22 protein-coding genes are annotated in these 26,505 nt (G+C 51.7%); 10 read left to right on the plus strand and 12 right to left on the minus strand.

Annotated elements, in window-relative coordinates; genetic code table 11:
- Positions 1-5: 5 nt before the first annotated feature.
- Positions 6-674: a GTP cyclohydrolase I FolE gene (gene folE, locus BZK40_RS09355; protein ID WP_003027410.1), complete on the minus strand. Its 669-nt coding sequence runs from the start codon at positions 672-674 to the stop codon at positions 6-8.
- A 322-nt stretch (positions 675-996) separates the two neighbouring features.
- Here folE and fghA point away from each other — a divergent pair, with 322 nt between their 5' ends.
- Entirely contained in the window at positions 997-1,833 is an 837-nt protein-coding gene (fghA, locus tag BZK40_RS09360; protein WP_008785267.1) for an S-formylglutathione hydrolase, read from the plus strand.
- Here the strand turns inward: fghA and BZK40_RS09365 are convergent, their stop codons facing one another.
- On the minus strand, positions 1,834-2,223 hold the full coding sequence (locus BZK40_RS09365; protein WP_048224602.1) for a helix-turn-helix domain-containing protein: 390 nt from the start codon (positions 2,221-2,223) through the stop codon (positions 1,834-1,836).
- Complete coding sequence (locus BZK40_RS09370) at positions 2,201-3,583, minus strand: L-serine ammonia-lyase (protein ID WP_095533120.1); 1,383 nt, start codon at positions 3,581-3,583, stop codon at positions 2,201-2,203. The genes BZK40_RS09365 and BZK40_RS09370 overlap by 23 nt, the downstream gene beginning before the upstream one ends.
- 216 nt (positions 3,584-3,799) lie before the next feature.
- On the opposite strand from BZK40_RS09370, the gene serB reads away from it, so the two are divergent.
- The 3 genes from serB (at position 3,800) to BZK40_RS09385 (ending at position 8,361) form a co-directional block, all read left to right on the plus strand.
- On the plus strand, positions 3,800-4,687 hold the full coding sequence (gene serB, locus BZK40_RS09375) for a phosphoserine phosphatase SerB (protein ID WP_079934540.1): 888 nt from the start codon (positions 3,800-3,802) through the stop codon (positions 4,685-4,687).
- 31 nt (positions 4,688-4,718) lie between these two features.
- On the plus strand, positions 4,719-6,041 hold the full coding sequence (locus BZK40_RS09380; protein WP_079934541.1) for an MFS transporter: 1,323 nt from the start codon (positions 4,719-4,721) through the stop codon (positions 6,039-6,041).
- 334 nt (positions 6,042-6,375) lie between these two features.
- Entirely contained in the window at positions 6,376-8,361 is a 1,986-nt protein-coding gene (locus tag BZK40_RS09385) for a ligand-gated channel protein (RefSeq protein WP_079934542.1), read from the plus strand.
- Positions 8,362-8,426: 65 nt separating this feature from the next.
- Here BZK40_RS09385 and lysP read toward each other — a convergent pair whose 3' ends face one another.
- The gene (lysP, locus tag BZK40_RS09390) at positions 8,427-9,896 is read right to left on the minus strand and encodes a lysine-specific permease (RefSeq protein ID WP_003834517.1); all 1,470 of its coding nucleotides are present in this window, start codon (positions 9,894-9,896) and stop codon (positions 8,427-8,429) included.
- A gap of 195 nt (positions 9,897-10,091) precedes the next feature.
- A complete protein-coding gene (gene yieE / locus BZK40_RS09400; RefSeq protein ID WP_003834519.1) occupies positions 10,092-10,973 on the minus strand; it encodes a DNA-binding transcriptional regulator YeiE in 882 nt (293 codons plus the stop codon).
- Between the two features lie 119 nt (positions 10,974-11,092).
- On the opposite strand from yieE, the gene BZK40_RS09405 reads away from it, so the two are divergent.
- Both BZK40_RS09405 and nfo read left to right on the plus strand, forming a co-directional pair.
- Positions 11,093-12,142, plus strand: a complete 1,050-nt coding sequence (locus tag BZK40_RS09405) for a YeiH family protein (protein WP_008785269.1) — start codon at positions 11,093-11,095, stop codon at positions 12,140-12,142.
- A 71-nt stretch (positions 12,143-12,213) separates the two neighbouring features.
- On the plus strand, positions 12,214-13,071 hold the full coding sequence (gene nfo, locus BZK40_RS09410) for a deoxyribonuclease IV (RefSeq protein WP_032944004.1): 858 nt from the start codon (positions 12,214-12,216) through the stop codon (positions 13,069-13,071).
- Between the two features lie 32 nt (positions 13,072-13,103).
- Here nfo and hypT read toward each other — a convergent pair whose 3' ends face one another.
- Positions 13,104-14,015, minus strand: coding sequence for a hypochlorite stress DNA-binding transcriptional regulator HypT (hypT, locus tag BZK40_RS09415; protein ID WP_020996669.1), 912 nt, complete (start codon positions 14,013-14,015; stop codon positions 13,104-13,106).
- Positions 14,016-14,367: 352 nt separating this feature from the next.
- Here hypT and cuyB point away from each other — a divergent pair, with 352 nt between their 5' ends.
- Together cuyB and BZK40_RS09430 are read left to right on the plus strand one after the other, a co-directional pair.
- A complete protein-coding gene (gene cuyB / locus BZK40_RS09425; protein WP_048234902.1) occupies positions 14,368-15,087 on the plus strand; it encodes a cysteate racemase in 720 nt (239 codons plus the stop codon).
- Between the two features lie 75 nt (positions 15,088-15,162).
- Positions 15,163-16,461, plus strand: a complete 1,299-nt coding sequence (locus BZK40_RS09430; protein ID WP_008785273.1) for an anaerobic C4-dicarboxylate transporter — start codon at positions 15,163-15,165, stop codon at positions 16,459-16,461.
- Positions 16,462-16,569: 108 nt separating this feature from the next.
- Here the strand turns inward: BZK40_RS09430 and fruA are convergent, their stop codons facing one another.
- From fruA to fruB, 3 genes are read right to left on the minus strand one after another with little or no spacing between them, the layout of a single operon-like run.
- Complete coding sequence (gene fruA / locus BZK40_RS09435; RefSeq protein ID WP_079934544.1) at positions 16,570-18,258, minus strand: PTS fructose transporter subunit IIBC; 1,689 nt, start codon at positions 18,256-18,258, stop codon at positions 16,570-16,572.
- Between the two features lie 16 nt (positions 18,259-18,274).
- Positions 18,275-19,213 (minus strand): 1-phosphofructokinase, encoded by a 939-nt coding sequence (fruK, locus tag BZK40_RS09440; RefSeq protein ID WP_003834544.1) that lies wholly within the window; start codon positions 19,211-19,213, stop codon positions 18,275-18,277.
- A complete protein-coding gene (fruB, locus tag BZK40_RS09445; RefSeq protein WP_032944011.1) occupies positions 19,213-20,343 on the minus strand; it encodes a fused PTS fructose transporter subunit IIA/HPr protein in 1,131 nt (376 codons plus the stop codon). The genes fruK and fruB overlap by 1 nt, the downstream gene beginning before the upstream one ends.
- A 368-nt stretch (positions 20,344-20,711) precedes the next feature.
- On the opposite strand from fruB, the gene setB reads away from it, so the two are divergent.
- The gene (gene setB / locus BZK40_RS09450) at positions 20,712-21,893 is read left to right on the plus strand and encodes a sugar efflux transporter SetB (RefSeq protein ID WP_003834548.1); all 1,182 of its coding nucleotides are present in this window, start codon (positions 20,712-20,714) and stop codon (positions 21,891-21,893) included.
- Here the strand turns inward: setB and BZK40_RS09455 are convergent.
- A complete protein-coding gene (locus BZK40_RS09455; protein ID WP_008785278.1) occupies positions 21,890-22,144 on the minus strand; it encodes a YkgJ family cysteine cluster protein in 255 nt (84 codons plus the stop codon). The genes setB and BZK40_RS09455 overlap by 4 nt on opposite strands.
- Before the next feature lie 157 nt (positions 22,145-22,301).
- Here BZK40_RS09455 and yeiP point away from each other — a divergent pair, with 157 nt between their 5' ends.
- Positions 22,302-22,874: an elongation factor P-like protein YeiP gene (gene yeiP / locus BZK40_RS09460; protein WP_003027452.1), complete on the plus strand. Its 573-nt coding sequence runs from the start codon at positions 22,302-22,304 to the stop codon at positions 22,872-22,874.
- Positions 22,875-23,383: 509 nt separating this feature from the next.
- Here the strand turns inward: yeiP and torD are convergent.
- Both torD and torA read right to left on the minus strand, forming a co-directional pair.
- The gene (torD, locus tag BZK40_RS09465; protein ID WP_008785279.1) at positions 23,384-24,016 is read right to left on the minus strand and encodes a molecular chaperone TorD; all 633 of its coding nucleotides are present in this window, start codon (positions 24,014-24,016) and stop codon (positions 23,384-23,386) included.
- Complete coding sequence (torA, locus tag BZK40_RS09470; RefSeq protein WP_079934545.1) at positions 24,006-26,504, minus strand: trimethylamine-N-oxide reductase TorA; 2,499 nt, start codon at positions 26,502-26,504, stop codon at positions 24,006-24,008. The genes torD and torA overlap by 11 nt, the downstream gene beginning before the upstream one ends.
- Position 26,505: the final 1 nt, after the last annotated feature.

Here is a 26,505-nt window from a genome sequence, read left to right on the forward strand (position 1 = left end):
CCTAATCAGTTGTGATGACGTACTGCGCGCAGAAATTCCTGACGCGTGTTCTGGCTGGACTTAAACAATCCGCCAAGAGAAGTGGTGGTGGTCGCACTGGTCGCATCGCGAATGCCGCGCGCTTTCACACAGTAATGCACCGCATCAATCGATACCGCCACATTATTCGTCCCGAGCAGCGTTTGCAGCGCGGTGAGAATTTGCTGAGTCAGACGTTCCTGTACCTGCGGACGTTGCGCAAAGAACTGCACAATGCGGTTAATCTTCGACAGACCAATGACCGAATCTTTCGGAATATACGCCACCGTCGCTTTGCCATCGATAGTGACAAAGTGGTGTTCGCAGGTGCTGGTCAGCGTGATATCACGAACCGTGACCATCTCGTCCACCTTCATTTTGTTTTCAATGACGGTGATTTTCGGGAAGTTGGCGTAATCGAGGCCGGAGAAAATCTCATCGACATACATTTTCGCAATGCGATGCGGAGTTTCCATCAGACTGTCATCGCTCAAATCGAGATTGAGCAATTGCATAATCTCGGTCATATGGCCAGAGATAAGACGTTTGCGTGTTTCGTTATCCATCTCTTGCACGGGCGGGCGCAGCGGGGTTTCGAGACCACGCGCAACCAGCGCTTCATGAACCAGTGCCGCTTCTTTACTGAGTGATGACATTTCTTCTTCTCCTGCAGGTGGGGCGCCTCTGCCCTGCATGGGGCAAAGTTTTTAGGCTGTGTCACAGCCAGAACATTGTGCGTGAGGCGGCGCACATAATCCAGTATTCACCGTGATAATTATTGAAATTGGCACAGCCTTTCAGCGTTGCTGATTTCACTTGTCGTTCAGCCCGGTGACGTCGAGTGTTAATGTAAAGTTATATAGATGATGAAGTATGTTTGCTCAATGCGGAAGTGAAAGTTACTCACAGTGCTATGAATAATCTGTATTATGATGAGTTCGCAAACACATTCAGGTTCAACACAACAAGGAGCCACGCATGGAAATGCTTGAAGAGCACCGCTGTTTTGAAGGCTGGCAGCAACGCTGGCGTCACGACTCCGCCACGTTAAATTGCGCCATGACCTTCAGTATTTTTCTTCCACCACCCCGTGATAACGCCGCACCTCCGGTGCTGTACTGGCTGTCGGGCCTGACCTGTAATGATGAAAACTTCACCACCAAAGCAGGCGCGCAGCGCATTGCAGCTGAGCTGGGTATTGTTCTCGTGATGCCGGACACCAGCCCGCGCGGCGAGCAGGTTGCCAATGATGATGGCTACGATTTAGGTCAAGGGGCCGGATTTTACCTCAATGCCACCCAGCAGCCGTGGGCAACGCATTTTCGTATGTATGACTATCTGCGTGATGAGCTTCCGGCACTGATTCAGTCGCAGTTTAACGTCAGCGATCGCTGCGCCATCAGCGGACACTCCATGGGCGGCCACGGCGCATTGATTATGGCGCTGAAAAATCCCGGGAGATACACCAGCGTTTCCGCCTTTGCGCCGATCGTAAACCCTTGTCGCGTTCCGTGGGGTGAGAAGGCTTTTAGCGCTTATCTGGGCGAAGATAAAACACAGTGGGCAGAGTGGGATAGCTGCGCGTTAATGCTGGCCAGCAAACCCGCAGACGCGATCCCGACGTTAATCGATCAGGGAGACAGCGATCAGTTTCTTGCCGATCAGCTGCAGCCCGCGGTACTGGCCGAAACTGCCCGTCAGACCGCATGGCCAATGACGCTACGCATCCAGCCTGGTTACGACCACAGCTATTACTTTATTGCGTCGTTTATTGAGGATCACCTGCGCTTCCATGCCCAGTATTTGCTGAAGTAATCACCAGTAAAGAGTGTTTTCTATTGCCGCGCTGTAGCTCATCTCTTCTGATTGCGGCGCGGATGCTTTACGATTTAGATCGGCCGCCTGTTGGCGTACCTGTAATCGCCCCACGCTCTCACCGCCTTCATGACCTTCGTTAAAATTACGCACTTCAGACTCGAATAAGATTGCATCCAGATGGTGCAACTTATTCAGTGCCCGCAGCAGGGAGATAAGCGTGTCCAGATTGAGGCCGCCGCCTTTCTCAATGCGTTTAATGGTCGCAATGCCCACCTGCGCGCGGTCAGCAAGCTGCTGCTGCGTTAGCGCCAGAGAAATCCGCGTTTCTCTGATGCGAGCGCATAATGACAAGATGATTTCATCATTATTCATGGTGTGATATTTCATGCCGCCCTCCCCGATTTTTTGGCTGAATTTTCCCAAGGCAGCCGTGATACGTTTCACGGTACTTCGCACTCATGTCTTTACCCGTTTCATACATGGCTGCAATCACCTCATCGAGCGAAACACATGGCTCGCTGACACGGCTCATCGCCATCGTTGCGGCATTAATCGCTTTTACGGACGAAATCGCGTTTCGTTCGACACAGGGAATTTGTACCTGCCCGCCAACCGGATCGCAGGTCAGCCCAAGATGGTGCTCCATGGTGATTTCTGCAGCGTTCAGCACCTGAGCAACTGACGCTCCCATCAGTTCCGCTAATCCGGCCGCGGCCATCGAACTGGCCACACCGATCTCTCCCTGACACCCGACTTCAGAACCTAAGATAGACGCGTTTTGTTTGAACAGTAGCGCAATGGCGCCAGCAGTGAGGAAAAAACGGATAACCGATGCGCTATCCAGCTTACAGACAAACTTATCGTACCAACTGAGGACCGCTGGGATGATACCGCTGGCACCATTGGTCGGCGCTGTCACCACTCGCCCTCCAGCGGCGTTTTCCTCGCTGACGGCAATCGCAAACGCATTCACCCAGTTGAGGTTGGTGAGAAAGTCGTTAGCAGAGGGTTTCATTGCCAGTAATTTATAGAGCGAGCAGGCCCTGCGCGGCACCTGATACGAGCCAGGCAGTAGTCCTTCAGTATGCAGACCACGATGGACTGCCTGCTGCATTATCGCCCAAACATGCGCGAAATAGTCATGCAACGCCGCCTGAGAATGCATCTGTAACTCATTTTTCATCATTAACGCCGCAACGGACAATCCATTACGCTGACACAGCGCCTGCAGCTGCGCGGCATTTTGAAACGCAAAAGGAAATGCGTTTTTTTGCGCGGTTCTCTCGGGCACCGACTCGCCGGGTTTGCGAACCTGGCCGGCGCCGGTTGAAAACCATGTTTCTTCATACAAGGTAAAATAATCATCCCTGGCGCGAAACGTCATCGCGTAGGGATGACCAGAATGCGGTTGTTGATTCGGCTTAATTACGACCGTCACGGTAACTGAAGGAGAAAGCGTCAGGGTGCCGTCCTGTTCAGCACGTTTAATGAGATCCATCTGTTGGCGTAATTCAACATCATCCGGCTGATTGCCCAACAGCCCCAGATAAAGAGCGATATCAACGTTATGACACTTGCGGCTTAATGAGAGCGCGCCATATAGCTCAACCTCGATTTCTCGCGTTAGCGGTAAGATCTCCTGTAGCTTTAATTGTGAAATGAAGTTAAACGCGGCACGCATTGGCCCTACTGTTCTTGAACTGGAAGGCCCAATGACGACTTTAAAAATATCAATACAACTTTCCATTTTAGACCCATCCCTGTTAGTCAAAATAGAATATACCGCCAGTAGCAACAGACCGTGACGTGTATATCAAAAATGATACCTTTCAGACTTTGTTTATTTGTTGGTATAAAAAACAATACTATTTTAGCTTTTTTTTAACATTCACATCTGTGATAAAGCTGGATTGAATCGTCACTCCCCACTATTACAATAACCTCAGTTTACAGGAGTGACAAAATGGCAATTATTTATTTTATTAGTGCAAAAGATACTGAAAAACTTAAGACATGGCTGCACAATACGTTTCTAAATACCGAGACCAAACAATATCCGTGCGCACTGGAACAGTTATCTATAGCCGCATTCAATAAACCGTATTTAAAATTATCAATAGCCGATGAAATATTCACCGATGACATATACAAGAAACTAAGAGCTACATCGTTCACTAAGCAATTTGATTTTTTCCTTAAACCAAAAAAGATCCCGACGAACGGAATCATCGCCTTTGACATGGACTCGACGTTTATCGAGGAAGAAGGTGTGGATGAGATAGCCCGCGCGCTAGGCATCACCGATCGGATAACGGAACTGACACAGCAGGCGATGGAAGGAAAACTGGATTTCAATAGCAGTTTCACCCGGCGCATCGGAATGTTAAAAGGGACGCACATCGATGTCATCAATGCCGTATGCGACCGGATGACGGCCTCTCCCGGCATCACCACCATTTTGCCATTCCTCAGGCAGAAAGGTTTTAAAACAGCAATTATTTCCGGCGGCCTGGATATTTTCACCCACCGCTTACAACAGAAATATCAGCTGGATTATGTATTTTCAAATACTGTCGAAATCAGGGATGGCATGCTGACGGATAATATTTCCACGCCAATCATGAACTCAGAAAATAAGAAAAAAACATTGGCCGGACTTGCCGACTCTCTGCTGATACATCAGCATAATATTATCGCCTGCGGTGATGGAGCCAACGATATCCCCATGCTCACGTATGCTGGAACAGGTATTGCCTGGCAAGCAAAGCCCGCGGTCAGGGATTTAATTACCAATCAGATTAACTTTCACGGATTCGAGTCGCTTTTGTTCTTTATCGAAAATGGATTATAACCCCACGAGCACTGTCTGAAGGGAAGATCATATGAGCTTAAAATTATTTATATTCAGCCAGGCTGATAAGCCGGTTGTAAAAGAAAAAAAAGAGATTGACCATACTTACAAAAAATTCAGGATAGAGATTATTAGCTCGGTTTTTATCTCTTACGCCGTCTTTTATTTAACACGTAAAAACTTCTCAGCCGCCATGCCGGCCATGCTGTCAGATACCGCTCTGACCGCAGAAGATTTTGCCATCATGTCTTCACTGTTTTACATCCTGTATGGCTCAATGAAGTTTGTTGGCGGCATGCTGGTTGATAAAATCAATCCGAAAGCCATGACCGGCCCGGTTCTCATTGGCGTGGGGATCGTTAATATTCTGTTTGGTTTTTCCGACAGCGTTGCCGCGTTTTATGTGTTGTACAGCCTCAATGCTATCCTCCAGGGCACCAGTTTTCCACCAATGGCAAAAATCATGGCATCCTGGTTTTCCAAAAATGAACGCGGGCGTTGGTGGGCGGTCGTTGAGGCGGCACATAATATTGGCGGCAGTCTCGCCCCACTATTGACCAGTTTTGCGATTGTCTGGAGCGGCAGTTGGAAAATGGGTTTTTATGTACCTGGCGCGATCTCCCTGCTGATGGGGATCATTGCGCTCTTTACGATTAAAGACCGTCCCGGGACCTTAGGTTTGCCTAACGTTGGCGAATGGCGCAAGGATCCGACAGAACTTGCCCAGGTTAAGGCCAGTCCGGTCAACCTCTCCTTTTGGCAGATTTTCGTTAAATATATCCTGATTAACCCGCTGGTGTGGATTATCATCATTGGTGATATGTCGGTTTATATTGCCCGCACTATTCTCAACGACTGGCCGCAAATTTACTATTCTCAGGTGCATGGCTGGAGCCTGATTAAAGCCAACTCCATTATCTCGTGGTTTGAAGCCGGTGGACTTGCCGGAGGTTTACTGGCAGGTTACTTATCGGACTTTATGTTTAAAAGTAATCGCTGGATGACAGGTTTAATATTCGCATTAATGTTGTGCGTATGTATTACCTTAATTCCACTGGTTCAGGATACTTCATATACCATTACGGCCATTCTCTTCACCATTATGGGTTTCGCCCTGTACGGCCCACATATGCTTTTTGCCGTAGGTTGTCTGGACGTCACTCACAAAGATGCGGCGGGATCGATAACCGGCTTCCGGGGATTGTTTAGCTATGTTGGTGCGGCGCTAGCGGGCGTACCGGTGATATTAGTGAAGAACAGTTGGGAGTGGTCTGGAGTCTATCTCTATGCCGTGATCGCTATCCTGTTAACCACCTTGTCACTGGCCTTACTCGCCAAATTCCATCGGTTATAAGTAAGCCATAACAGGACAGCGGTGCAATTGCCGCTGTCCTTGAGCCAGGTTCTTCCAGCATCAAAAATGATTCCCACCCTCTTCATTTCTCCATCATTCCTTCACTTTTTCTCCTTTTTTCTTCCCCCACTATCTTATTGATTAAAAAAGCATTTCACTCCAAACCATATCAAACACAAATGATTTCTATTATCATTTGTGTTTACAAATATTCATACTTTTGTACAATCCCCCCGCTTCTTTACTGAAAAGAGTCCTTAAAAGACAAATACATACAATTGTCATGGCCTTTCACATGACGCGCAGTTTGATTCATTTAAATGGAATGATACAAATGACTATACCTCACGTTAAGGCTGTAGCTGCCGCAGTATGCGTCGCCTGCCTCCCATCACTCGGCCATGCCGCTGAACAAGACACCGTGGTCGTTACCGCTACCGGTTTCGAGCAGAAAATTCAGGATGCCCCGGCTTCAATATCTGTTATTACCAAGCAGCAGATTGAGGACAAAGCCTATCGAGATGTCACCGATGCGCTAAAAGATGTCCCTGGCGTCGTCGTCACTGGCGGGGGGAGCAGTAGCGATATCAGTATTCGCGGTATGGCTTCGCAATACACACTCTTCCTGGTCAACGGTAAACGCATCAGCACCCGCGGTACACGTCCTAACAGCGACAACTCAGGTATTGAGCAAGGTTGGCTGCCGCCGCTGGAATCCATCGAGCGTATCGAGGTAATCCGCGGCCCGATGTCATCCCTCTACGGCTCCGATGCGATGGGCGGCGTCATTAACGTCATCACCAAAAAAGTGTCGAATACTAAAGCCTGGACCGGCTCTTTGCACGGCGATGCCACTTTCCAGGAAGACAGAGACTCCGGCGATATTTACCAGACCAACGCCTATGCGTCTGGACCACTGATTGACGGATTACTTGGCGCGAAGGTGACCGGATTATTCTCCCACCGCGCGGAAGATGAAATCGTAAATGGCTACAATGAACAGCGTATGCGTAGCGGGGGATTAACCCTGAACTTTACGCCAGATGATAAAAACGACATCGATTTCGATTACGCACGTGAATTGCAGGATCGCGACAGTACGCCAGGCAAATCCATGGCAGAGGAAAACTGCCGTAACGGAAGCTGTAAGCCCAACAGTAAAAGCGAAAACAAGTATGTGCACACCACGTACTCAATAACCCACAGCGGTTATTACGACGACTTCAACTCCACCAGCTATGTCCAGCAGGAAGAAACCGATAACCCCGGTCGCCAGATGAAGTCCTACAACACGATTTTCAATAACCAGAACCAGGTCTTCCTTGGGGCGCACACCCTGACGTTGGGTGGACAATACCGTTATGAAAAACTGCGCGATAACGGCAACCAACTGCAAGCGGCTGATGGACTGAACAAACTGACCCGCTGGAGCTGGGCGCTGTTTGCTGAAGATGAATGGGCCATTACCGATACCTTCACGCTGACCGGCGGTCTGCGTATGGATAAGGATGAAAACTACGGTGACAACTGGACGCCGCGCGGCTATGGCGTATGGCATCTGAGCGATCAGTGGACCTTAAAAGGTGGCGTTTCCGCGGGCTATCGCGCACCGGATCTGCGCCAGTCCTCTGCCAGCTGGGGACAGGTTACCGGCGGCGGCCGTCTGAACGGAATCATTGTCGGCAACCCGGATCTGAAGCCAGAGAAAAGCCTCAGCGAAGAGATCGGTTTACTGTGGGATAACGGCAACGACCTCAACGCAGGCGTTACGCTGTTCAATACCGACTTTAAAAACAAAATCACCGAAGTTCGCCGTTGTAACAGCAGTTCCGATCCGGCCTGCACCATCGGCGGCACCCATTATGACTTCGTCAGCGATCGCGTTAACGTCGATAAAGCCAATATGCGCGGCGTAGAATCCACCTTCGGCTGGAAAATAACCTCCGACGTCAACTGGACCGCGAACTACACCTACACGGAATCTGAGCAGAAAAGCGGTCAGTTCTCTGGCCAGCCGTTGAACAAAATGCCAAAGCATATGTTTAACACGACGCTGGACTGGCAGGCTACGCAGGATCTCGGTTTCTGGAGCCGTCTGAATCTGCGCGGGAAAACGTCTGAATACCTGAGCCGAACCTCTATGGCACAGGGCACCCCGTCCTATACTCAGGTCGACGTTGGTTTACGTTACTATGCTACCAAGGATCTGTTGATGACCGCTGGCGTGTATAACGTGCTGGATAAACAAATCGATTACGATACCTACGACACCGTCCTTGATGGACGTCGTTACACGGTTGGCATGACTTACAGCTTCTAAGTCTGACGCAATAAAAAACCCCGGTACTCATCATACCGGGGTTTTTGTTATGCTTTTTTATACTGTTACTTCTTCACGCGACCCGGGAATTTCATTTCGCTGTAGCGAACAAAACGGGTTCCTTTGGTCAGCTTATAGCCAAACCAGATAATCAGGAACAGCGGGATACCGATATAGGTAGCCATCACGCCGCCCCAGTCAATGCTGTCTTTCAGGAACGCTTCGTAGTTCTGACCCAGGGTGATAATCAGGCACAGCACAAAGGCGAAGATCGGCCCCAGCGGGAAAAAGCCAGAACGGTACGGCAGGTCCTTCACATCGTGACCCTGCAGCACATAACCGCGACGGAAGCGATAGTGGCTAATAGCAATCCCCAGCCAGGCGATAAAGCCCGTCATCCCGGAAGTATTCAGCAGCCACAGATACACGGTCTGGTTGCCAAACATTGAAGTCAGGAAGCACAGCCCCGCCACCACGGTGGTCGCATACAGCGCGTTACGCGGTACGCCGCCACGAGACAGTTTGCCGAAAATACGCGGCGCTTTACCGTCACATGCCAGGGTATAAAGCATACGCGTGGAGGCGTACATCCCGGAGTTACCTGCCGACAGCACCGCCGTCAGGATAACTGCGTTCATCACCGCTGCCGCAGACAGCAGACCCGCATGCTGGAATACCAGCGTGAACGGGCTAACGCTGATGTCTTTTACATCGTTACGCAGCAGGCTTGGATCGGTGTACGGAATGATCAGGCTGATAATCAAAATCGCGAACACATAGAACAGCAGGATTCGCCAGAATACCTGACGTACCGCACGTGGAATGTTCTTTTCAGGATCTTCAGATTCGCCAGCCGCGATACCGATAAGCTCTGTCCCCTGGAAGGAGAAGCCGACTATCATCGCCACGCCAATCATCGCAGCAAAACCACCGGCAAACGGTGCATCACCGGTCGTCCAGTTGCTCCAGCCCACCGGCTGAGCGCCTTTGAAGATACCGAAAATCATCATCACACCAACCACGATGAAGATAATGACGGTGGTAACTTTGATCAGTGAGAACCAATATTCCGCTTCACCAAATCCGCGAACGGAAATGTAGTTCAGCAGGAAGATAACGCCGAGGAACAGCGCACTCCAGATCCAGCCCGGCGTGTCCGGGAACCACCAGCTCATCACCAGCTGTGCGGCCACCAGGTCAACGGCAATCGTTACCGCCCAGTTGTACCAGTAGTTCCAGCCCAGCGCGAAGCCAAAGCCCTCTTCTACGTAGTTCTGACCGTAGGTGGAAAACGAGCCGGAAACCGGCATATAGGCAGCCAGTTCACCGAGGCTGGTCATCAGGAAGTACACCATCAGACCGATCAGAATATAAGAGAACAACGCGCCGCCTGGGCCCGCTGCAGAAATAGTTGCACCAGATGCAACGAAAAGACCTGTACCGATGGAGCCTCCAATGGCAATCATCGTCAGGTGACGCGCCTTCAGTTCACGACGTAGCGTGGGCGCTTCTGTGGTTTTAGTTTCGGAAACCATGTGAAAATGCTATCCATCCAAAAAATGAGGCGCGATTGTAGCAGACGAAATGGCATTCTTCCGGCACAAATACGCTGTTATAAGAGACCTTCATGACTGGCCGCGGATTATAAGTAAAGCAGAAAATTTGCGGCGCACAGCGGTTAAGATATAACCGCCGTTCTATAAAGAGATGACCTTACGACTGTAAGCGCCCTATTCGCCCAGCTCGACCTGGTCGCTGTAATGCAAAAATCGCGTAATGGCATTGGAGATGTGTTTTTGCCTGTGATGCACGCGCCAGAGAGTGCGGACTAAACGCGGCAGCGGCACGGGAACTTCGCTCAGCGTTCCCGCCTGCAGCTGCTCCGCAATGACCCGACGCGACAAGCAGCTGATCCCGAGACCATGGCGTACCGCATGCTTAATGGCCTCTGAGTTACCCAACTCCATCGCCATCTGAAATCTCGGCAGATGAGACAACAGCAGGTAATCCACCAGTTCACGCGTACCGGATCCTCGCTCACGCAGGATCCACGGCGAAGCCGCCAGCTGTTCCAGCGTAACAGGCCCCTTTGTGAGCGGTGACGACGGTGCGGCAAACACCACCAGCTCGTCTTCCAGCCACGGTTCAGAGATAATTTCAGTACTGTGACACGGCCCTTCGATCAGTCCGATATCTACCCTAAAATCCAGCACCGCATTGATCACATCCTGACTGTTACCCACGCTCAGCTCGAGCGGCAAATCAGGAAAATCCTGCCGATAGCGGGCGATCATAGCAGGCAAGATATAGTTACCAATGGTGCTACTGGCATAGACCCGAATGGCACCATTATCTTCGCGAAAAAGCTGTTCGATTTCGGTCGTTTGCTCAAGTAACGCCAACGCTCGCGGGTAGAGCAAACGCCCGTGCTCGTTGACCACTAGCCGTTTGCCAACGCGGTCAAACAGTTGCACGCCGAGTTGCCCTTCCAGATCGGTAAGTGCCGCACTCACCGCCGATTGCGACAATGCCAGCATGACAGACGCCTGGGTCGTTGAACCGCTTTTTAGTACCTCAGCAAACACTTCAAGTTGCCGCAAGGTGATATGCATAGTCGTTTTCCACCGGATATCCGTTACTTACCACTTATAGAGATTAATTATAAATATATAATCAATTTTATTTTTAAACCACTTCGCCGTACTCTTTTACCCAGATAAAGGAGAAGGATATGACAGAACTCACCTTGCAGACTCATCGTCGTACAGCGTGGCATTTTATTCCGGGGCTTGCCCTAAGTGCAGTTATCACTGGGGTCGCCTTATGGGGTGGATCCATTCCCGCCGTCGCAGGTGCCGGGTTCAGCGCCCTCACCTTAGCAATCTTGTTGGGGATGGTCCTCGGCAACACCGTCTATCCGCACATCTGGAAAAGCTGTGACGGCGGCGTGCTGTTTGCTAAACAACATTTATTACGTTTGGGGATCATCCTCTACGGCTTCCGCCTCACCTTCGCGCAAATTGCTGACGTCGGCGTCAGCGGTATCGTGATTGATGTGTTAACGCTGAGCAGTACCTTTTTGATTGCCTGCTTCCTGGGGCAGAAAGTGTTTGGTCTGGACCGCCACACCAGTTGGCTGATTGGTGCGGGGAGCAGCATTTGTGGGGCCGCCGCCGTGCTGGCAACCGAGCCGGTAGTGAAAGCGGAAGCCAGTAAGGTAACCGTCGCTGTCGCCACCGTGGTGATCTTCGGTACCATCGCTATCTTCCTGTATCCGGCAATGTATCCGCTGCTGGCACACTGGTTTAGCCCAGAAACCTACGGCATTTACATTGGTTCCACCATGCATGAAGTAGCACAGGTAGTGGCTGCCGGGCACGCCATTAACCCGGATGCAGAAAACGCCGCGGTTATTGCCAAAATGCTGCGTGTCATGATGCTGGCACCGTTCCTCATCCTCCTGGCCGCACGCGTTAAACAGTTGTCTCCGGCTACGGGCGGTGAGAAAAGCAAAATCACTATTCCATGGTTTGCCATCCTGTTCATTGTGGTCGCGATTTTTAACTCGTTCCACCTGCTGCCGCAGTCGGTTGTGAACATGCTGGTAACGCTGGATACCATTTTGCTGGCAATGGCAATGGCTGCACTGGGGTTAACCACTCACGTTAGCGCACTGAAAAAAGCCGGTGCCAAACCGTTACTGATGGCCCTGCTGCTGTTTGTCTGGCTGATTGTCGGTGGTGGTGCGATTAACGTCGCTGTCCACGCCCTGATGGCATAAACGATCACGACTCACCTCCATTAACCCGCTATACTCTCCCTTTTTGTATTTGAGTATGGCGGGTTAAATTTATGAAATATATCGGAGCGCACGTAAGCGCCGCTGGCGGTCTGGCTAACGCCGCTATTCGAGCCGCAGAAATCGAAGCGACCGCATTCGCCCTGTTCACCAAGAATCAGCGCCAGTGGCGTGCTGCGCCGCTAACCACCGAAATCATTGATGATTTCAAATCTGCCTGCGAGAAGTACCACTACACCTCCGCACAAATACTGCCTCACGACAGTTATCTGATTAACCTCGGTCACCCGGTCAGCGATGCGCTGGAAAAATCACGTGATGCGTTTCTTGATGAAATGCAGCGCTGTGAACTGCTGGGCTTATCCCTGCTGAACTTTCACCCCGGCAGCCATTTGATGCAGATCCCGGAAGATGAATGCCTGGCGCGCATTGCCGAATCCATCAACATCGTCCTCGCTCAGACCCAGGGCGTTACGGCAGTTATCGAAAATACCGCCGGACAAGGTAGTAATCTGGGATTCAAGTTTGAGCACCTGGCCGCCATTATCGACGGCGTCGAAGATAAGTCCCGTGTTGGCGTTTGTATTGATACCTGCCACGCTTTCGCGGCGGGTTACGATTTGCGTTCCGCAGAAGAGTGCGAAAAGACGTTTGCGGAATTTGAACGCATTGTCGGTTTCAAGTATCTACGCGGTATGCACCTGAACGACGCCAAGAGCGCGTTTGGTAGTCGCGTTGACCGTCATCACAGCCTGGGTGAAGGCAATATTGGCCATGATGCCTTCCGTTGGATTATGCAGGATAATCGTTTTGACGGTATTCCTCTGGTACTGGAAACCATTAATCCGGATATATGGGCCGAAGAGATCGCCTGGCTGAAAGCCCAGCAAACAGAAAAAGCAGTGGCGTAACGATCTCCGCGCGCCAGACAAGCTGGCGCGTATCAAGTGAGCGTAACCAGATCCTCTGGCATATGGTTGTACAAAATCCGCCAGAAATGCTCTGCCGTTTTATTCAAACGGGTATCCATTCGGTAAATATAGGCCTGAATTGGCACCATCAACTCCGGCGTGTCCAGACAAACCAGGCGCTTATCCCGTAGTTCGTTCACGATCGTCCACGCTGGCAGCCAGGCGATACCATGACCATCCAATGCCATATTCTTCAATAGCTCACTCATCGAAGACATAAACAGCGTACGCGCTGAAATACTGCCCACCTCCGCCAGGTGACGGTTAACCAATCTTCCCATGTAGGAAGTGCTGGTATAGTTCAGAATCGGCACCTGCGGCTGATAGATATCAAACAACGCCTTACCCTGTGCATCCGCAGCACAGACGGGATACAGCTCAGACTCAAAAACCTTCAAGCCGCAGAAAGGCGACTGCATTAAGTCTTCATCGCGAAAGGAGATAATAAAATCACTTTTCCCCTCGCGCAGCGTATTCACCGCCTGGACTACGTCAATCGCTTCGACGTGGTAAACAAATTCTTCGCCCCATGCCGACATTGAATGTACTAATCTGGGCAACATCGTCAGCGACAGAGAATGTGCCGCCGCTATTTTGATATTGGGAACGCCAAGCAGGTTGTGACCACTTAGCTCATCTAAATTGCATTCCAGCTGTTGTAGCAGGCTACGGGTCTGCGAATGGAATAACTTACCCTCCTCCGTCAGCTGCAGTGGACTTGTCGTACGGTCAAACAGCAGCACCCCAACAGCGGATTCTAGCGCCTTGATCCGCCGACTAAATGCCGGTTGGGATAGGTTGCGCTCCTCTGCGGCCTGAGAAAAATGACGACACGCTTCCAGCGTCAGAAAATCATATAACCATTTTGTCTCGATATTTTTCATGCCTGTCACGCGGATGTTTAAATATGTCGATTAGTCTTAAGCATCATGCCTGAATATTCCCGGAGATGATATTCAACACCAGCATCTGGTGATTCGTTTTTTGCATAATACCTTCGTTTTTGACATTAACATGTTTCTTTACCCATCGACCCCGACCGCTCATCCACCGCTGAATGACGGGCCTCTGGCTGATTACCGACCTGCCGAGGTGGTAAAAGACATCACACTCATGCGTTTTTTGCATTGAACCAAACATTATTGCATTTCTCCTCACGACACTCTGCTGTTAAACATAAGCACCAGATAGAAACCAGCTCTGAATATTAAAAATCGGTAAATAGAGGTATATATCGTGAAAGGTTTAATTGGCGTACTTGGTGGTATGGGGCCTGCTGCAACCGTCGATCTTTTTAATAAATTCGTCACCTTTACCGCAGCACAACGCGATCAGGAACATATCCCATTAATTATTTCATCCATCCCTGATATTCCAGACCGAACTGATGCGTTAATGCATCATGGTCATTCCCCACTTCCGGCAATGCGTGATTATATGCACAAACTGGAAGATGCTGGTGCGGAGTGTATTGTGATCCCCTGTAATACCGCCCACTTTTGGTTTAATGAATTAAAAGAGTGCTGTCATACAGAGTTACTCAGTATCGTTGAAACAACCATGAATGAGGTCAAAAACTGCGGAAAATCACGTATCGGTTTACTTGCTACTAACGCCACCCTTTACATGGGACTCTACCAAAAAGGCATAGAATCTCTTGGTTTAACCTGCATCAGTCCTGATTCATCCGGTCAGGAAAAGGTCATGGAAAGTATTTATTGCTTAAAAGCCGGCGACCTTAAGCGGGCACAAACGCTGATGAATGAACAGGCTGAAGTGCTCTTCTCACGCGGCGCACAAATCATTGTACTGGGATGTACTGAAGTCCCCGTCATTCTTGCCGAAGCAGTCAGAAAGTCTCCAGATAAATATATTGACTCAACCGGATCATTAGTTCGCGCCGGTATTAAATGGTACGAAAAACGAGTTGGCAAACATCATCTTCTGGCGCAATAACAGCCGTCACCAGATTAATAAAGCATTAAACAACCACTTATTTTAATAACAAATTATTCTCTGGCGGAGGCCATTATGGTTTGGTTAGAAATTATCGTCGTGTTGGGTGCAATATTTTTTGGTATCCGCCTCGGCGGAATAGGTATCGGTTTATGCGGTGGTCTGGGGCTGGCTATTTTAACGTTGGGATTTGATCTGCAAATTGGCTCGCCACCCGTTGACGTTATCCTCATTATTATGACAGTTGTCGTGGCAGCATCGGCGCTACAGGCCGCCGGAGGTATGGATTATCTGGTTCGCGTTGCCGGTAATTTCATGCGGCGTAACCCTAAATATATCAATATTATTGCACCGATTATCACCTGGTCGATGACCATTATGGCCGGAACAGGGTTCATTGTATTTTCTACCCTGCCAGTGATTGCCGAAGTCGCCAAAGAGTCCGGTATCCGCCCTTCTCGTACGCTCGCCGGATCCGTAGTCGCCTCCCAGGTGGCGATATCCGGTTCGCCGATCAGTGCCGCAATGGCGGCTATGCTGACCATTATGGAAGGCAACGGTATCACTTTTATTCAGGTCATGGCGGTATGTCTGCCAGCTTCGTTTGTCGCCGCGATGGTTGCCGCTTTTATCGCCTCACGTCAGGGATGCGAGCTTCAGGATGATGAAGTCTATCTGGAACGCCTGCAAAAAGGATTAGTGCGTAAATATGAAGGGCAAAACAGCACCACGCCGGGTGCCAAACTCTCAGTCGCCCTGTTTATGCTGGCAACGGTCGTCATCGTTATTCTTGCCGCCTGCCCGCAGCTACGCCCTGGATTCGATGCTGGCAACCCAATGAATACCCGGGATATCATCATTATCTGTATGCTGGCTGCCGCTTGCCTGATGGTGGTGTTATGCAAAACATCAACCGATGCTATTGTCCTGACATCCACGTTTCGATCAGGGATGAGTTCACTGGCGGTCATTCTCGGGATTGTTACACTGGGAACGACCTTTATTGATGCCCACTTAGCGGAGATTAAGGATATCGCAGGCGATATCCTACGGGCTTATCCTATGCTGTTGGCACTGGTACTGTTTGGTACCTGCGCGCTTCTTTACTCGCAAGGTGCCACCACGCCGCTGATCATCCCTCTGGCCGTTGCGCTCGGCGTGCCTACATGGGCAATTCTGGCCTCCTATGTGGCGGTAACCGGGGTGTTTGTTCTACCAACATACCCGACTTCTCTGGCGGCAATGGAGTTCGACACCACAGGGACAACGCGCGTGGGCAAGTATGTCTTAAACCATCCATTTATGCTGCCAGGACTGGGTGGGATCATTGCTGGCGTTGCCTTTGGTTTTATCATTGCGCCAATGATTGCCTGACCCGTTTTATTAAGGCTGGATGGATTATTGTGGCGATGCTGCAACGGTATAGGTAAAAACATAAAAAAAAGGGGCAGAGAATTCTCTGCCCCTGCTATTGACGTTAAATCAGGCCGCCTTTGCCAAAACCTCAGCTTCCGGGCGCTTCAGCACCGCGTAGGAGAGACCGGCTACCAGCGTACCGGCAATAATTGCCAGCAGGTATCCTAACACCGGCGTGATTGCGCCTGGGATTAACAGGACAAACAGCCCGCCGTGTGGTGCCATCAGCTTCGCACCCACCGCCATCGAGATAGCCCCGGTAATCGCACCACCAACGATACAGCAAGGCAGAACGCGCATTGGGTCACGGGCAGCGAACGGGATTGCCCCTTCGGTGATAAAGCACAGGCCCAGTACCAGAGCAGCTTTACCGCCTTCCTGCTGCGCTTTGTCGAACTTACGACGCGCAACCAGAGTTGCCAGACCCAGAGCCAGCGGAGGTACCATACCCGCAGCCATGATGGCTGCCATAGGCGCATAAGTTTGCGTACTCAGCAGACCCACACCGAAAGCATACGCCGCCTTGTTAACCGGACCACCCATGTCGGTACACATCATGCCGCCAAGAATCGCGCCAAGCAGCACCGCATTGGCCGTACCCATGGTTTGCAGCCAGTGAGTCAAACCTTCCAGAATACCCGCCACCGGTTTGCCGATCAGGTAAATCATGGCCAGACCAACCACAAGGCTTGAGAACAGCGGAATGATCAGGATCGGTTTCAGCGCTTCCATACTCTGCGGGAGTTTCAGCTTCGTGCTGATAAGCTTCGCCACATAACCGGCAAGGAAACCAGCAATAATCCCGCCAATAAAGCCGGAACCGGTGCTTACCGCCAGCATACCGCCGATAAGACCCGGCGTCAGACCCGGACGGTCAGCGATGGAAAACGCGATATAACCTGCCAGTACCGGCACCATCAGCGCGAAGGCTGAACCACCGCCAATCTGCATCAGCGCCGCCGCCAGCGTCCCCTGCTCTTTAAACGCTTCGATACCAAAAGCGAACGAGAGTGCAATACACAGACCGCCAGCAACCACCATCGGCAGCATGTAAGAGACGCCCGTCAGCAGGTGACGATACGCCCCCGCGCTCTCTTTCTTATTTTCGGTTGCTGAAGTCTGCGCTTTACCGGTTGGCTGGTACGGTGTTGCTTCTTCCAGCGCTTTGTCCAGCTCCTGCTTGGTTTTCTTCAACGCAAGACCGGTAGAGGTGCGGTACATCGGTTTGCCGGCAAACTTCGCCAGATCAACTTCAATGTCAGCGGCCACAATCACCAGATCAGCCTGAGCCACTTCTTCCGGCGTAATGGCGTTACCTGCGCCAACAGAACCTCGTGTTTCAACCTTCACCCACCAGCCACGTTTTTTCGCTTCAGTTTCAATCGCTTCAGCAGCCATAAACGTATGAGCAACACCGGTCGGACACGCCGTCACCGCCACCACGCGTTTTGGACCACTGCTGGCCACAGGTGCTGTTGCAACCGGGGCGCTGTAGGGTTTTGCATGGCCTTTAGCTTCGCTGAGGAAGAGTTCAGGATGCGCAACCGCACGACCAATGTCGCCCAGCCAGACTTTTTTGCCGTTCAGCGAACTGTCGGCAGGAAGCGTATCGCCCAGAACAATTGCCAGTTCGGCATCATTCGGATTATCAATAATTTCCAGATGTGCTTTCTGTGCCGCCGCTCCAAGCAGGGTTTTCGCCATGTAAGCGCGAGCCTGGCCGAGATTAGCGTCAATAATCAGCAGCGTTTTCATTATGCCTCTCCTGCTGTCAGTTAAACGGTTTTAAGTCGACACGCGCCATCATTGCGGCCAACTGAGGACGATCGGTAATGCCTACATTACTTTGGCTTACCGCCAGGGCGGCAACAGCCGTCGCCAGACGCAGGGTATGTTCGCTGGACTCACGCATCAGCAGACCGTAAATCAGACCGCCAACCATTGAATCACCCGCGCCGACGGTGCTGACCACCTCAACTGACGGCGGTTTAGCAATCCACTCACCTGAGGCGTTAACCCACAGCGCACCTTCCGCGCCGAGTGAAATCACCACATGAGCGATCCCCTGTTCACGCAGCGCATGCGCCGCTTCAATCACATCTTTCATTTCCGGCAGCTTACGACCGGCCCAGATTTCCAGCTCACGACGGTTTGGCTTCACCAGCCATGGTGCCGCTTTCAGACCTGCTACCAACGCTTCACGACTACTATCAAAGATAATGCAAGGACACTGACTACGCAGGCGCGTCATCCAGTCGGTGAAGGCTTCCGGGCTCACGCCGGTTGGCAAACTGCCGCTGACGCACACCATGTCGAACTGGCCCAGCCAGCTCAGCGAATCATTTACAAAGCGTTCCCAGTCAGCCGGGGTGACTTCAAAGCCGGAGAAGTTGAAGTCAGATACTTCACCGTCTTTTTCGGTCAGCTTGACGTTAATACGGGTACGGCCCTGCACGACCTGAAAACGGTTGGCAATGCCCAGCTCGCTGAACAACTGCTGAAAACCATCCTGGTTGTCTTTACCCAGGAAGCCCCCCACAGTGACATCGATACCTAAATCCTTCAAAACCTTAGCGACGTTGATCCCTTTCCCTGCCGCATGCAGACCGGTGGTTTTAACCAGGTTCACTTCACCGCGTTCAATTTCTGGGCAGAAACCCACCAGGTCGTAGGCCGGGTTAAGGGTGATAGTAGCAACACGTCTGCTCATTACGCGCCCTCCCCAAGACCTGCCGCGATGGCTTCGCCAATCGCCTTCAGCGCCTGTTCAGCATCTTCACCTTGTGCAGTAAAGCGCAGGTGATGTCCTTTCTTCACGCCTAACGCCACAACTTTCATCAGACTGCGTCCATTCGCCGGCTTGCCGGTTCCATCAAGATTTGTCACGGTAATTTCACTGTTAAATTGTTTAATCGTATTCACCAGCATGGTGCCCGGGCGGGCATGTAAACCATGCTCATTGCGCACAATAAATTCGGCGCTCAGTACATCATCAGTTAAGGCGTCATCGCTGGTCAGCAGCGCCAGCACCGTTGCCGCATCAGCTTTCAACAAACGGTCAGCTTTATTATTCAGCAGCAGATCGCCAAGGCGCTTCAGCACTGCAACCGGTTGATCGTCATTCATGGCGACGGTCACCAGCAGGGCTGCCGCTTCACCTTGTACATCGAACGCTGTTGCTGCACGGCTGACCGCAACGGCGCTACGCACGTTACCTTCAGCACAGTCATTCAGCCAGATCCCCTGACCAAGATTCATCGGCTGCTCATTGATTGCTCTGGCCACAAAGATGGCGTCAACCGCACCGACTTCTTTCAGCCGTGCCGCGTTGAGTGCCTGCAGCGTCACCAGCGAGTTGGCCACGACATCCAGCGACAGCGTTTCGTTATCAAGCTTCAGCTGTTCACTTTGCTTTTCACCCATCAGCAGCGCACGCAGTTCTTCCGCCGTGGTCACAGATTTCAGCTGTTCAGCGACGGAGTCGTCGCTCAGCACGTGTGTCAGCTGACGCAGTAAACCGAGGTGTTCATCAGAGCTTGCGGCGATGCCGATTGCCACATAAGCAACCTGCCCTTCGCCCCAGGTCACGCCTTGCGGAAACTGAAATACCTGCACACCGGTTTTCAGTACCTGATCGCGCGTGTCCGTCGTACCGTGAGGAATCGCAATACCGTTGCCGAGGAACGTGGACGTCTGTTGTTCGCGCGCCAGCATGCCATCGACGTAGCCTTCCGCGACGTTACCCGCCTGCACTAAGGCAGCGGCAACCTGGCGAATAGCCTCTTCTTTATTCCCGGCCTGTTCGCCCGGGTGAATATCCTGAACAGATAACTGGAACATGATTCTCCTCTCCCGCTGAATTGAAACGATTCAGCCAACATGAGAAAAAAGGCGTCACCCGACTCCATCAGTTAAGGCAAGATGACGCTGAAACGTTTCAAGAAGTCTTGCTCTTTTTTCTTCAGCACACAAGTAAAGTTGACAAAATACTTGCTGAATTTAGAGATAACGCACATTTTCTCTGCGGAGGAGAAAAAAATGCTGACGCAAAAACGCCGTCAGCTTGACTGATTCAGCAACGTCAGCAAACAGCATTCTTTGACTGAAATGCTATTTTGATTTTTGATGCCGATTTTGATTTGGCTCCCTGTTTATTTTCTGACAAGCGGCGTAAACTCCGCGTCTCTTCACATCATTGATATCAAAACATGCATAACACCCCCGTAGCCGCCACACCCAAGGCGTTTGATTTAACGTCTTCGGCGTTCCTGCTTGTCGCATTTCTGACGGGTATCGCCGGTGCGTTGCAGACGCCAACGCTCAGCCTTTTTCTGACGGATGAAGTCCACGCCCGTCCCGGCATGGTCGGGTTCTTTTTTACCGGTAGCGCTGTGATCGGTATTCTGGTAAGTCAGTTTCTGGCCGGACGTTCAGATAGAAAAGGCGATCGCAAGAACCTGATTGTGTTTTGCTGCGTGCTGGGGATGCTGGCCTGCGTGCTGTTCGCCTGGAACCGTAATTATTTTATCTTGCTGTTTGTCGGGGTATTCCTCAGCAGCTTTGGATCGACCGCCAACCCGCAAATGTTTGCTCTCGCCCGTGAACACGCCGACCGCACAGGTCGGGAAGCCGTCATGTTCAGCTCAATATTACGTGCACAGGTTTCGCTGGCCTGGGTAATTGGCCCGCCGCTGGCCTACGCGCTGGCCATGGGATTCAGTTTTACGGTGATGTATCTCAGCGCGGCGGTGGCGTTTGTTGTCTGCGGCGTAATGGTCTGGCTGTTTTTACCCTCAATGAGTAAAAACGTGCCTCTCGCGACAGGCGCAGTTGAGGCCCCGCGCCGCAATCGACGCGACACGTTGCTGCTGTTTGTTATCTGCACATTAATGTGGGGAACCAATAGTCTCTATATCATTAATATGCCGCTGTTTATCATCAACGAACTGCATCTGCCGGAAAAACTGGCGGGCATCATGATGGGCACCGCAGCCGGACTGGAAATCCCAACCATGCTGATTGCTGGCTATTTTGCAAAGCGTCTGGGTAAACGTCTGTTGATGAGAATTGCCGTCGTTGCCGGATTCTTCTTTTATGCCGGTATGCTGCTGGCTCACTCTCCGGCGATATTGCTTGGCTTACAGCTGCTGAACGCGATTTACATCGGTATTCTCGGCGGGATTGGTATGCTCTATTTCCAGGACCTGATGCCGGGACAGGCGGGTTCAGCCACCACCCTCTATACGAATACCATTCGCGTAGGCTGGATCATTGCTGGATCGCTGGCGGGGATTGCCGCTGAAATTTGGAACTATCACGCGGTGTTCTGGTTTGCGCTGGTGATGATCGTCGCCACCGTCGCGTGCCTGGCGCGCATCAAGGACGTTTAAGGCGCGGTTAGCGCTTCAAGCTCGATGAGATAAACCATGGCCTGGTGCGTCGTCCGCCCGCACATTTCCGCACTGGGCTGTAAACCGCCGCACACCTTTGGTCGTAGCGGCGACGCAAAAATTTTGCAACGCAGGGATTCATCCAACTGAACGCAGGGCGTATTAGCGGGCTTGCCATCAGGCATACCGGGGATGGGACTGGAGATTGAAGGCGCGGTGCAGCATGCACCACAATCCGGACGGCATTCCATACAGTACTCTCTTTATCGTAAACCATCGGATTGTGCGGGAAGGGCACAGTACCACCTTTTTTGCACCAGCAAAAGCATGAATTCCGCTTGCCTGAATGCCCCGGCGCGAGTAGTTTTACGCGATATTTTAGACACTCCCCACTACAGGATTTTTTCGATGCCAAGAGCGAACGAAATTAAAAAAGGTATGGTACTGAACTACAACGGCAAGCTGCTGATTGTAAAAGATATCGATATTCAATCACCGTCTGCACGTGGTGCTGCCACGCTGTACAAAATGCGTTTTTCTGATGTGCGTACCGGTCTGAAAGTTGAAGAGCGCTTCAAAGGCGACGATATCGTCGATACCGTCACTCTGAGCCGTCGTGGCGTTGATTTCTCCTACGTCGATGGCAACGAATACATCTTTATGGATAAAGAAGACTATACCCCGTATACCTTCACCAAAGACCAGATTGAAGAAGAGCTGCTGTTCATGCCGGAAGGCGGTATGCCGGACATGCAGGTACTGACCTGGGACGGCCAACTGCTGGCGCTTGAACTGCCGCAGACCGTAGACCTGGAAATCGTTGAAACTTCACCGGGGATTAAAGGTGCTTCAGCGAGTGCGCGCAACAAGCCAGCTACCCTGAGCACTGGTCTGGTGATCCAGGTTCCTGAGTATCTGAGTGCGGGTGAAAAAATCCGTATTCATATCGAAGAACGTCGCTATATGGGCCGTGCAGATTAAGCTCCTGTCGTTACAGGTGAACCAAAGATAATGACATGTTGTCTCTGGCAAAATGTTCCGTTCACTTTAGTGATATCACTTCTCTGAAACGATACTGCCTGTGAACGTGTTAAGGGTACTATCGCCGTACCCTTAACAATCCCGGCTCCCGGCGGGAAAATTGTTGCTACGCAATACCCTCCGCTTTTTCCTTCAGGCTATCGGGCCGGGCGCGAGGTAGCGTCCCTGCAAAGCGCGCCCTGAACCCGCATCCCTGCGGGTTCTCCCGGCCTTACGGAAACACGTCGGCAATTTTCAGCCGGACCAGCCACACCTGACCATCTACTTTTTTGTTTAAACAGCAAAACAGATTTAACTGGAAATCAGAGAGTTGAAGCGATGAGCATGAGGTGAACGGAACTCTATCTCCGAGATAGCATGTTCTTTACCTCGGGCAGCACAGGTTGAAGCTTTCTGAAACTGAGGCGCTGACTGGCTGGCATTACAGCACCAGCTGTCCCTTTTCATTTTCAGCGCTGGCTGCTGAAATAAAAATCATCCATCAGCAACGACTCCAGATACTGTTCATCCTCTTGCATAAAACGCACTATCAGATTCACCGCCTGAGGATAAAACCCCTCGTTATCCCGCACCAGACAAGCGTCGCGAAATAACGGTGCCCAGCACAGAATATGATGATGCAAAAAATAATATTGCGCTGATAGCCTCTCCTCTTTAGCAACCATCCTCGCCATTAATGCCAACTGCACAGCAATATGATCGGAGGGTTCATTCTCTCGCGCTGCCAGACCTTGCTCAATCAGCAGCACATTCATTTGCCGACGTTCTTCTGCCGCTGTCGTGTGTGGATAGTGCCCTGCATAGGGAGAAACACTAGCCGGCGGGGCCAGCAGAAACAGCGAGGCAAAATCTGCTGCCAGCTCCAGCTGTCGGGAGTCGCGCCGCAAAACCCGGCCCAGGCTGCGCTCAAAACGTTTAACCTCGGCAGACACTCCAGGAACCGCCGCCAGTGAGGCAATCCAAGCCTGGCTATCGCCGTTTTCCAGACTGGCGAGCTGTTTTTCATCCAGCTCACGAAATAGCAGTTGCGAAAACCACTGGTACACAGCTGCCCGCTGCTGATGAATTTGCTTATGCTGCACTGGTCCCCTCCTCTTTCACAATCTGCGGACCACCGAAAGCCGTCACCTGCGGGGCTTTCTGCTGATAACGCTCGACCTCCACCAGCACGGTATGCGCTGAAGGCCCCTGGGCCAGCTGTGAAGTGCCGATATCCGCGCTCAGTACGTTCGGGTCGCCATAAGTGCATAATGTCCCGGCTTTCCCCCCTTCCTGCGGGGAGTACCACGCGCCTTCATGAATACGGACCACGCCAGGGGAAAAATCCGGACTGACAACTACGCCAGCCAGTACCTGACCACGAGCGTTGAAGACGCGGGCGATATCACCGGCTTTTAAGCCACGAGCGGTGGCATCCTGTTCACTGATATAAAGCGGTTCTCTTCCGGCAACCGCATAGGTGTTGCGAAACGCCTCGCTAGAGCACAGTTGGGAATGCAGACGTTTATCCGGATGGCAGGATTGCAGATGCAGCGGGTATTTATCTTTTTTGCCGCTATGGGTACGCTCAAAGGGTTCCATCCACACCGGATGCCCCGGACAATCCTCGTAGGCGAAGCCCGCGATGGTTTTACTGTAGATTTCAATCAGACCTGACGGCGTTCCCAGCGGATTCAGGTCTGGCTGGTCGCGAAACTCACCGTGACGTACCCACGGCTGACCCGGCGGATATTCAATATATCCGTCACCCTGCCAGAACGTTGTGAAATCCGGTAATGAGACGCCGAGCGATGCCCCCATCTTCACGCCTTCGTCATAAAGCGCCTGTATCCACTGCATTTCATCACGGTTTTCACGGTACACCGCTTCCTTGTCAAAGCGCTTACACAGCCCGGCAAATACATCAAAATCATGTCGCGCTTCATATTGCGGTTTGACGATCTGATGCAACGCCATCAACCCTTTATTCGAATGCGTACCGAACTGCTCAATATCGTTACGTTCAAAGCGGGTGGTAACGGGCAGGACGATATCGGCAAAACGGCACGACGCGGTCCATTGGTGATCCAACACCACCACGGTTTCCAGCTTCTTCCACGCGTCGATCATGCGATTCCTGTCCTGCTGCGCATGAAATGGATTCGCCGCGCTGTAGATCGCCATTTTGATGTCAGGCCAGGTTAACGTCTCGCCGTTAAAGGCAACCTTTTTGCCCGGCTCAAGCAGGCAGTCAACGATACGCGAAGTGGGGATATGCTCCGATACGCCGCGAAAATCCGCGTTGTACTTTGCCTGCGGGGGATTCGTGATCCCTCCCAGCCCAGAGAGCACAGGCCCGGCGGATGTTACCGTACCACCGCCGTTGTAGTGCCAGCCAAATCCTACCCCGCCGCCGGGCAAACCAATTTGACCGACCATGCTGGCCAGCACCACCAGCATCCACGGATACTGCTCACCATGGTGCATGCGTTGTACGCACCAACCGCCCATAAACTGTGTCCGGCCTTTCACCAACAGGCGGGCGAAGTCTCGGATCTGCTCTGCCGTCAGGCCGCAGATTTCTGCCGCCCATTCGGCATTTTTCGGCTGTTTATCGGTTTCGCCCAGAAGATACGGCAAAAACTGCTCAAAGCCGACGGTGTAATCGGTAATAAACGCCGTGTCGTACAGTTTTTCTTCGTACAAGGTATGCGCCAGCGCCAGCATTAACGCGACATCGGTTTGTGGCCGCAACGCCAACTGCTCGCAGCCAAGATAGTTTTGCGACTTGCTACGCACCGGATCAACACTGATAACGCGCATCTTACCCTGCGCTACCGCCTCTTTAATCTGCTGCCAGTAGCCAAACGCATCGTGATCGGGAACCAAAAACTCGATCTGTAAGTTCTTGATCGGATCGCAGCCCCACAGCACGATGGTATTGCTGTTTTGAATCACCAGCGGAAGCGACGTCTGCTGCTCATAAACTTCCAGCGAACCAATCACATGCGGTAAAATGACTTGTGCCGCTGCCGCAGAATAGTCGCCGACGGTTGTCACATAGCTACCATGCAGGCCAAGTCCCCGATCCATCGCCCCGCCCGCTTTATGGTATTTGCCCACCATTTGCCAGTCGGCAAGCCCGGTAAATACGCCTGATGAGCCATAGGTTTTTTGCACCCGCTCCAGCTCTTCGTAAAACAGATCCAGCGCCTGATCCCAACTGACCCGAACAAAACGGTTATCTCCGCGCTGACTGCGATCTGACTTCTCACGCTTACGCAGCCAGTCCAGACGCACCATCGGGTAGCGTACCCGCGACGGGTTGTAGACCACTTCACGCACCGCGTTCAGCATATCGCAGGGGTATTTGTCATGTTTGAACGGACGGGTTTCGGTCCACTCACCGTTGACCACTTTGGCTTCAAAAGCGCCATAGTGCGAACCAGATTGGATCCACTGCTCGGGATTTTCCCCCGCCGCCCACACTTTTGATATCAGCGGATTAGGCGCCAGTGCGCTGGCAGCCCCCACCGCCAGCATTCCGTTGAGAAAACGGCGGCGGGACGGATTAAAGTCATGAATATCCATA

Source organism: Citrobacter portucalensis (genome assembly GCF_002042885.1).
GTDB classification, from domain to species: domain Bacteria; phylum Pseudomonadota; class Gammaproteobacteria; order Enterobacterales; family Enterobacteriaceae; genus Citrobacter; species Citrobacter portucalensis.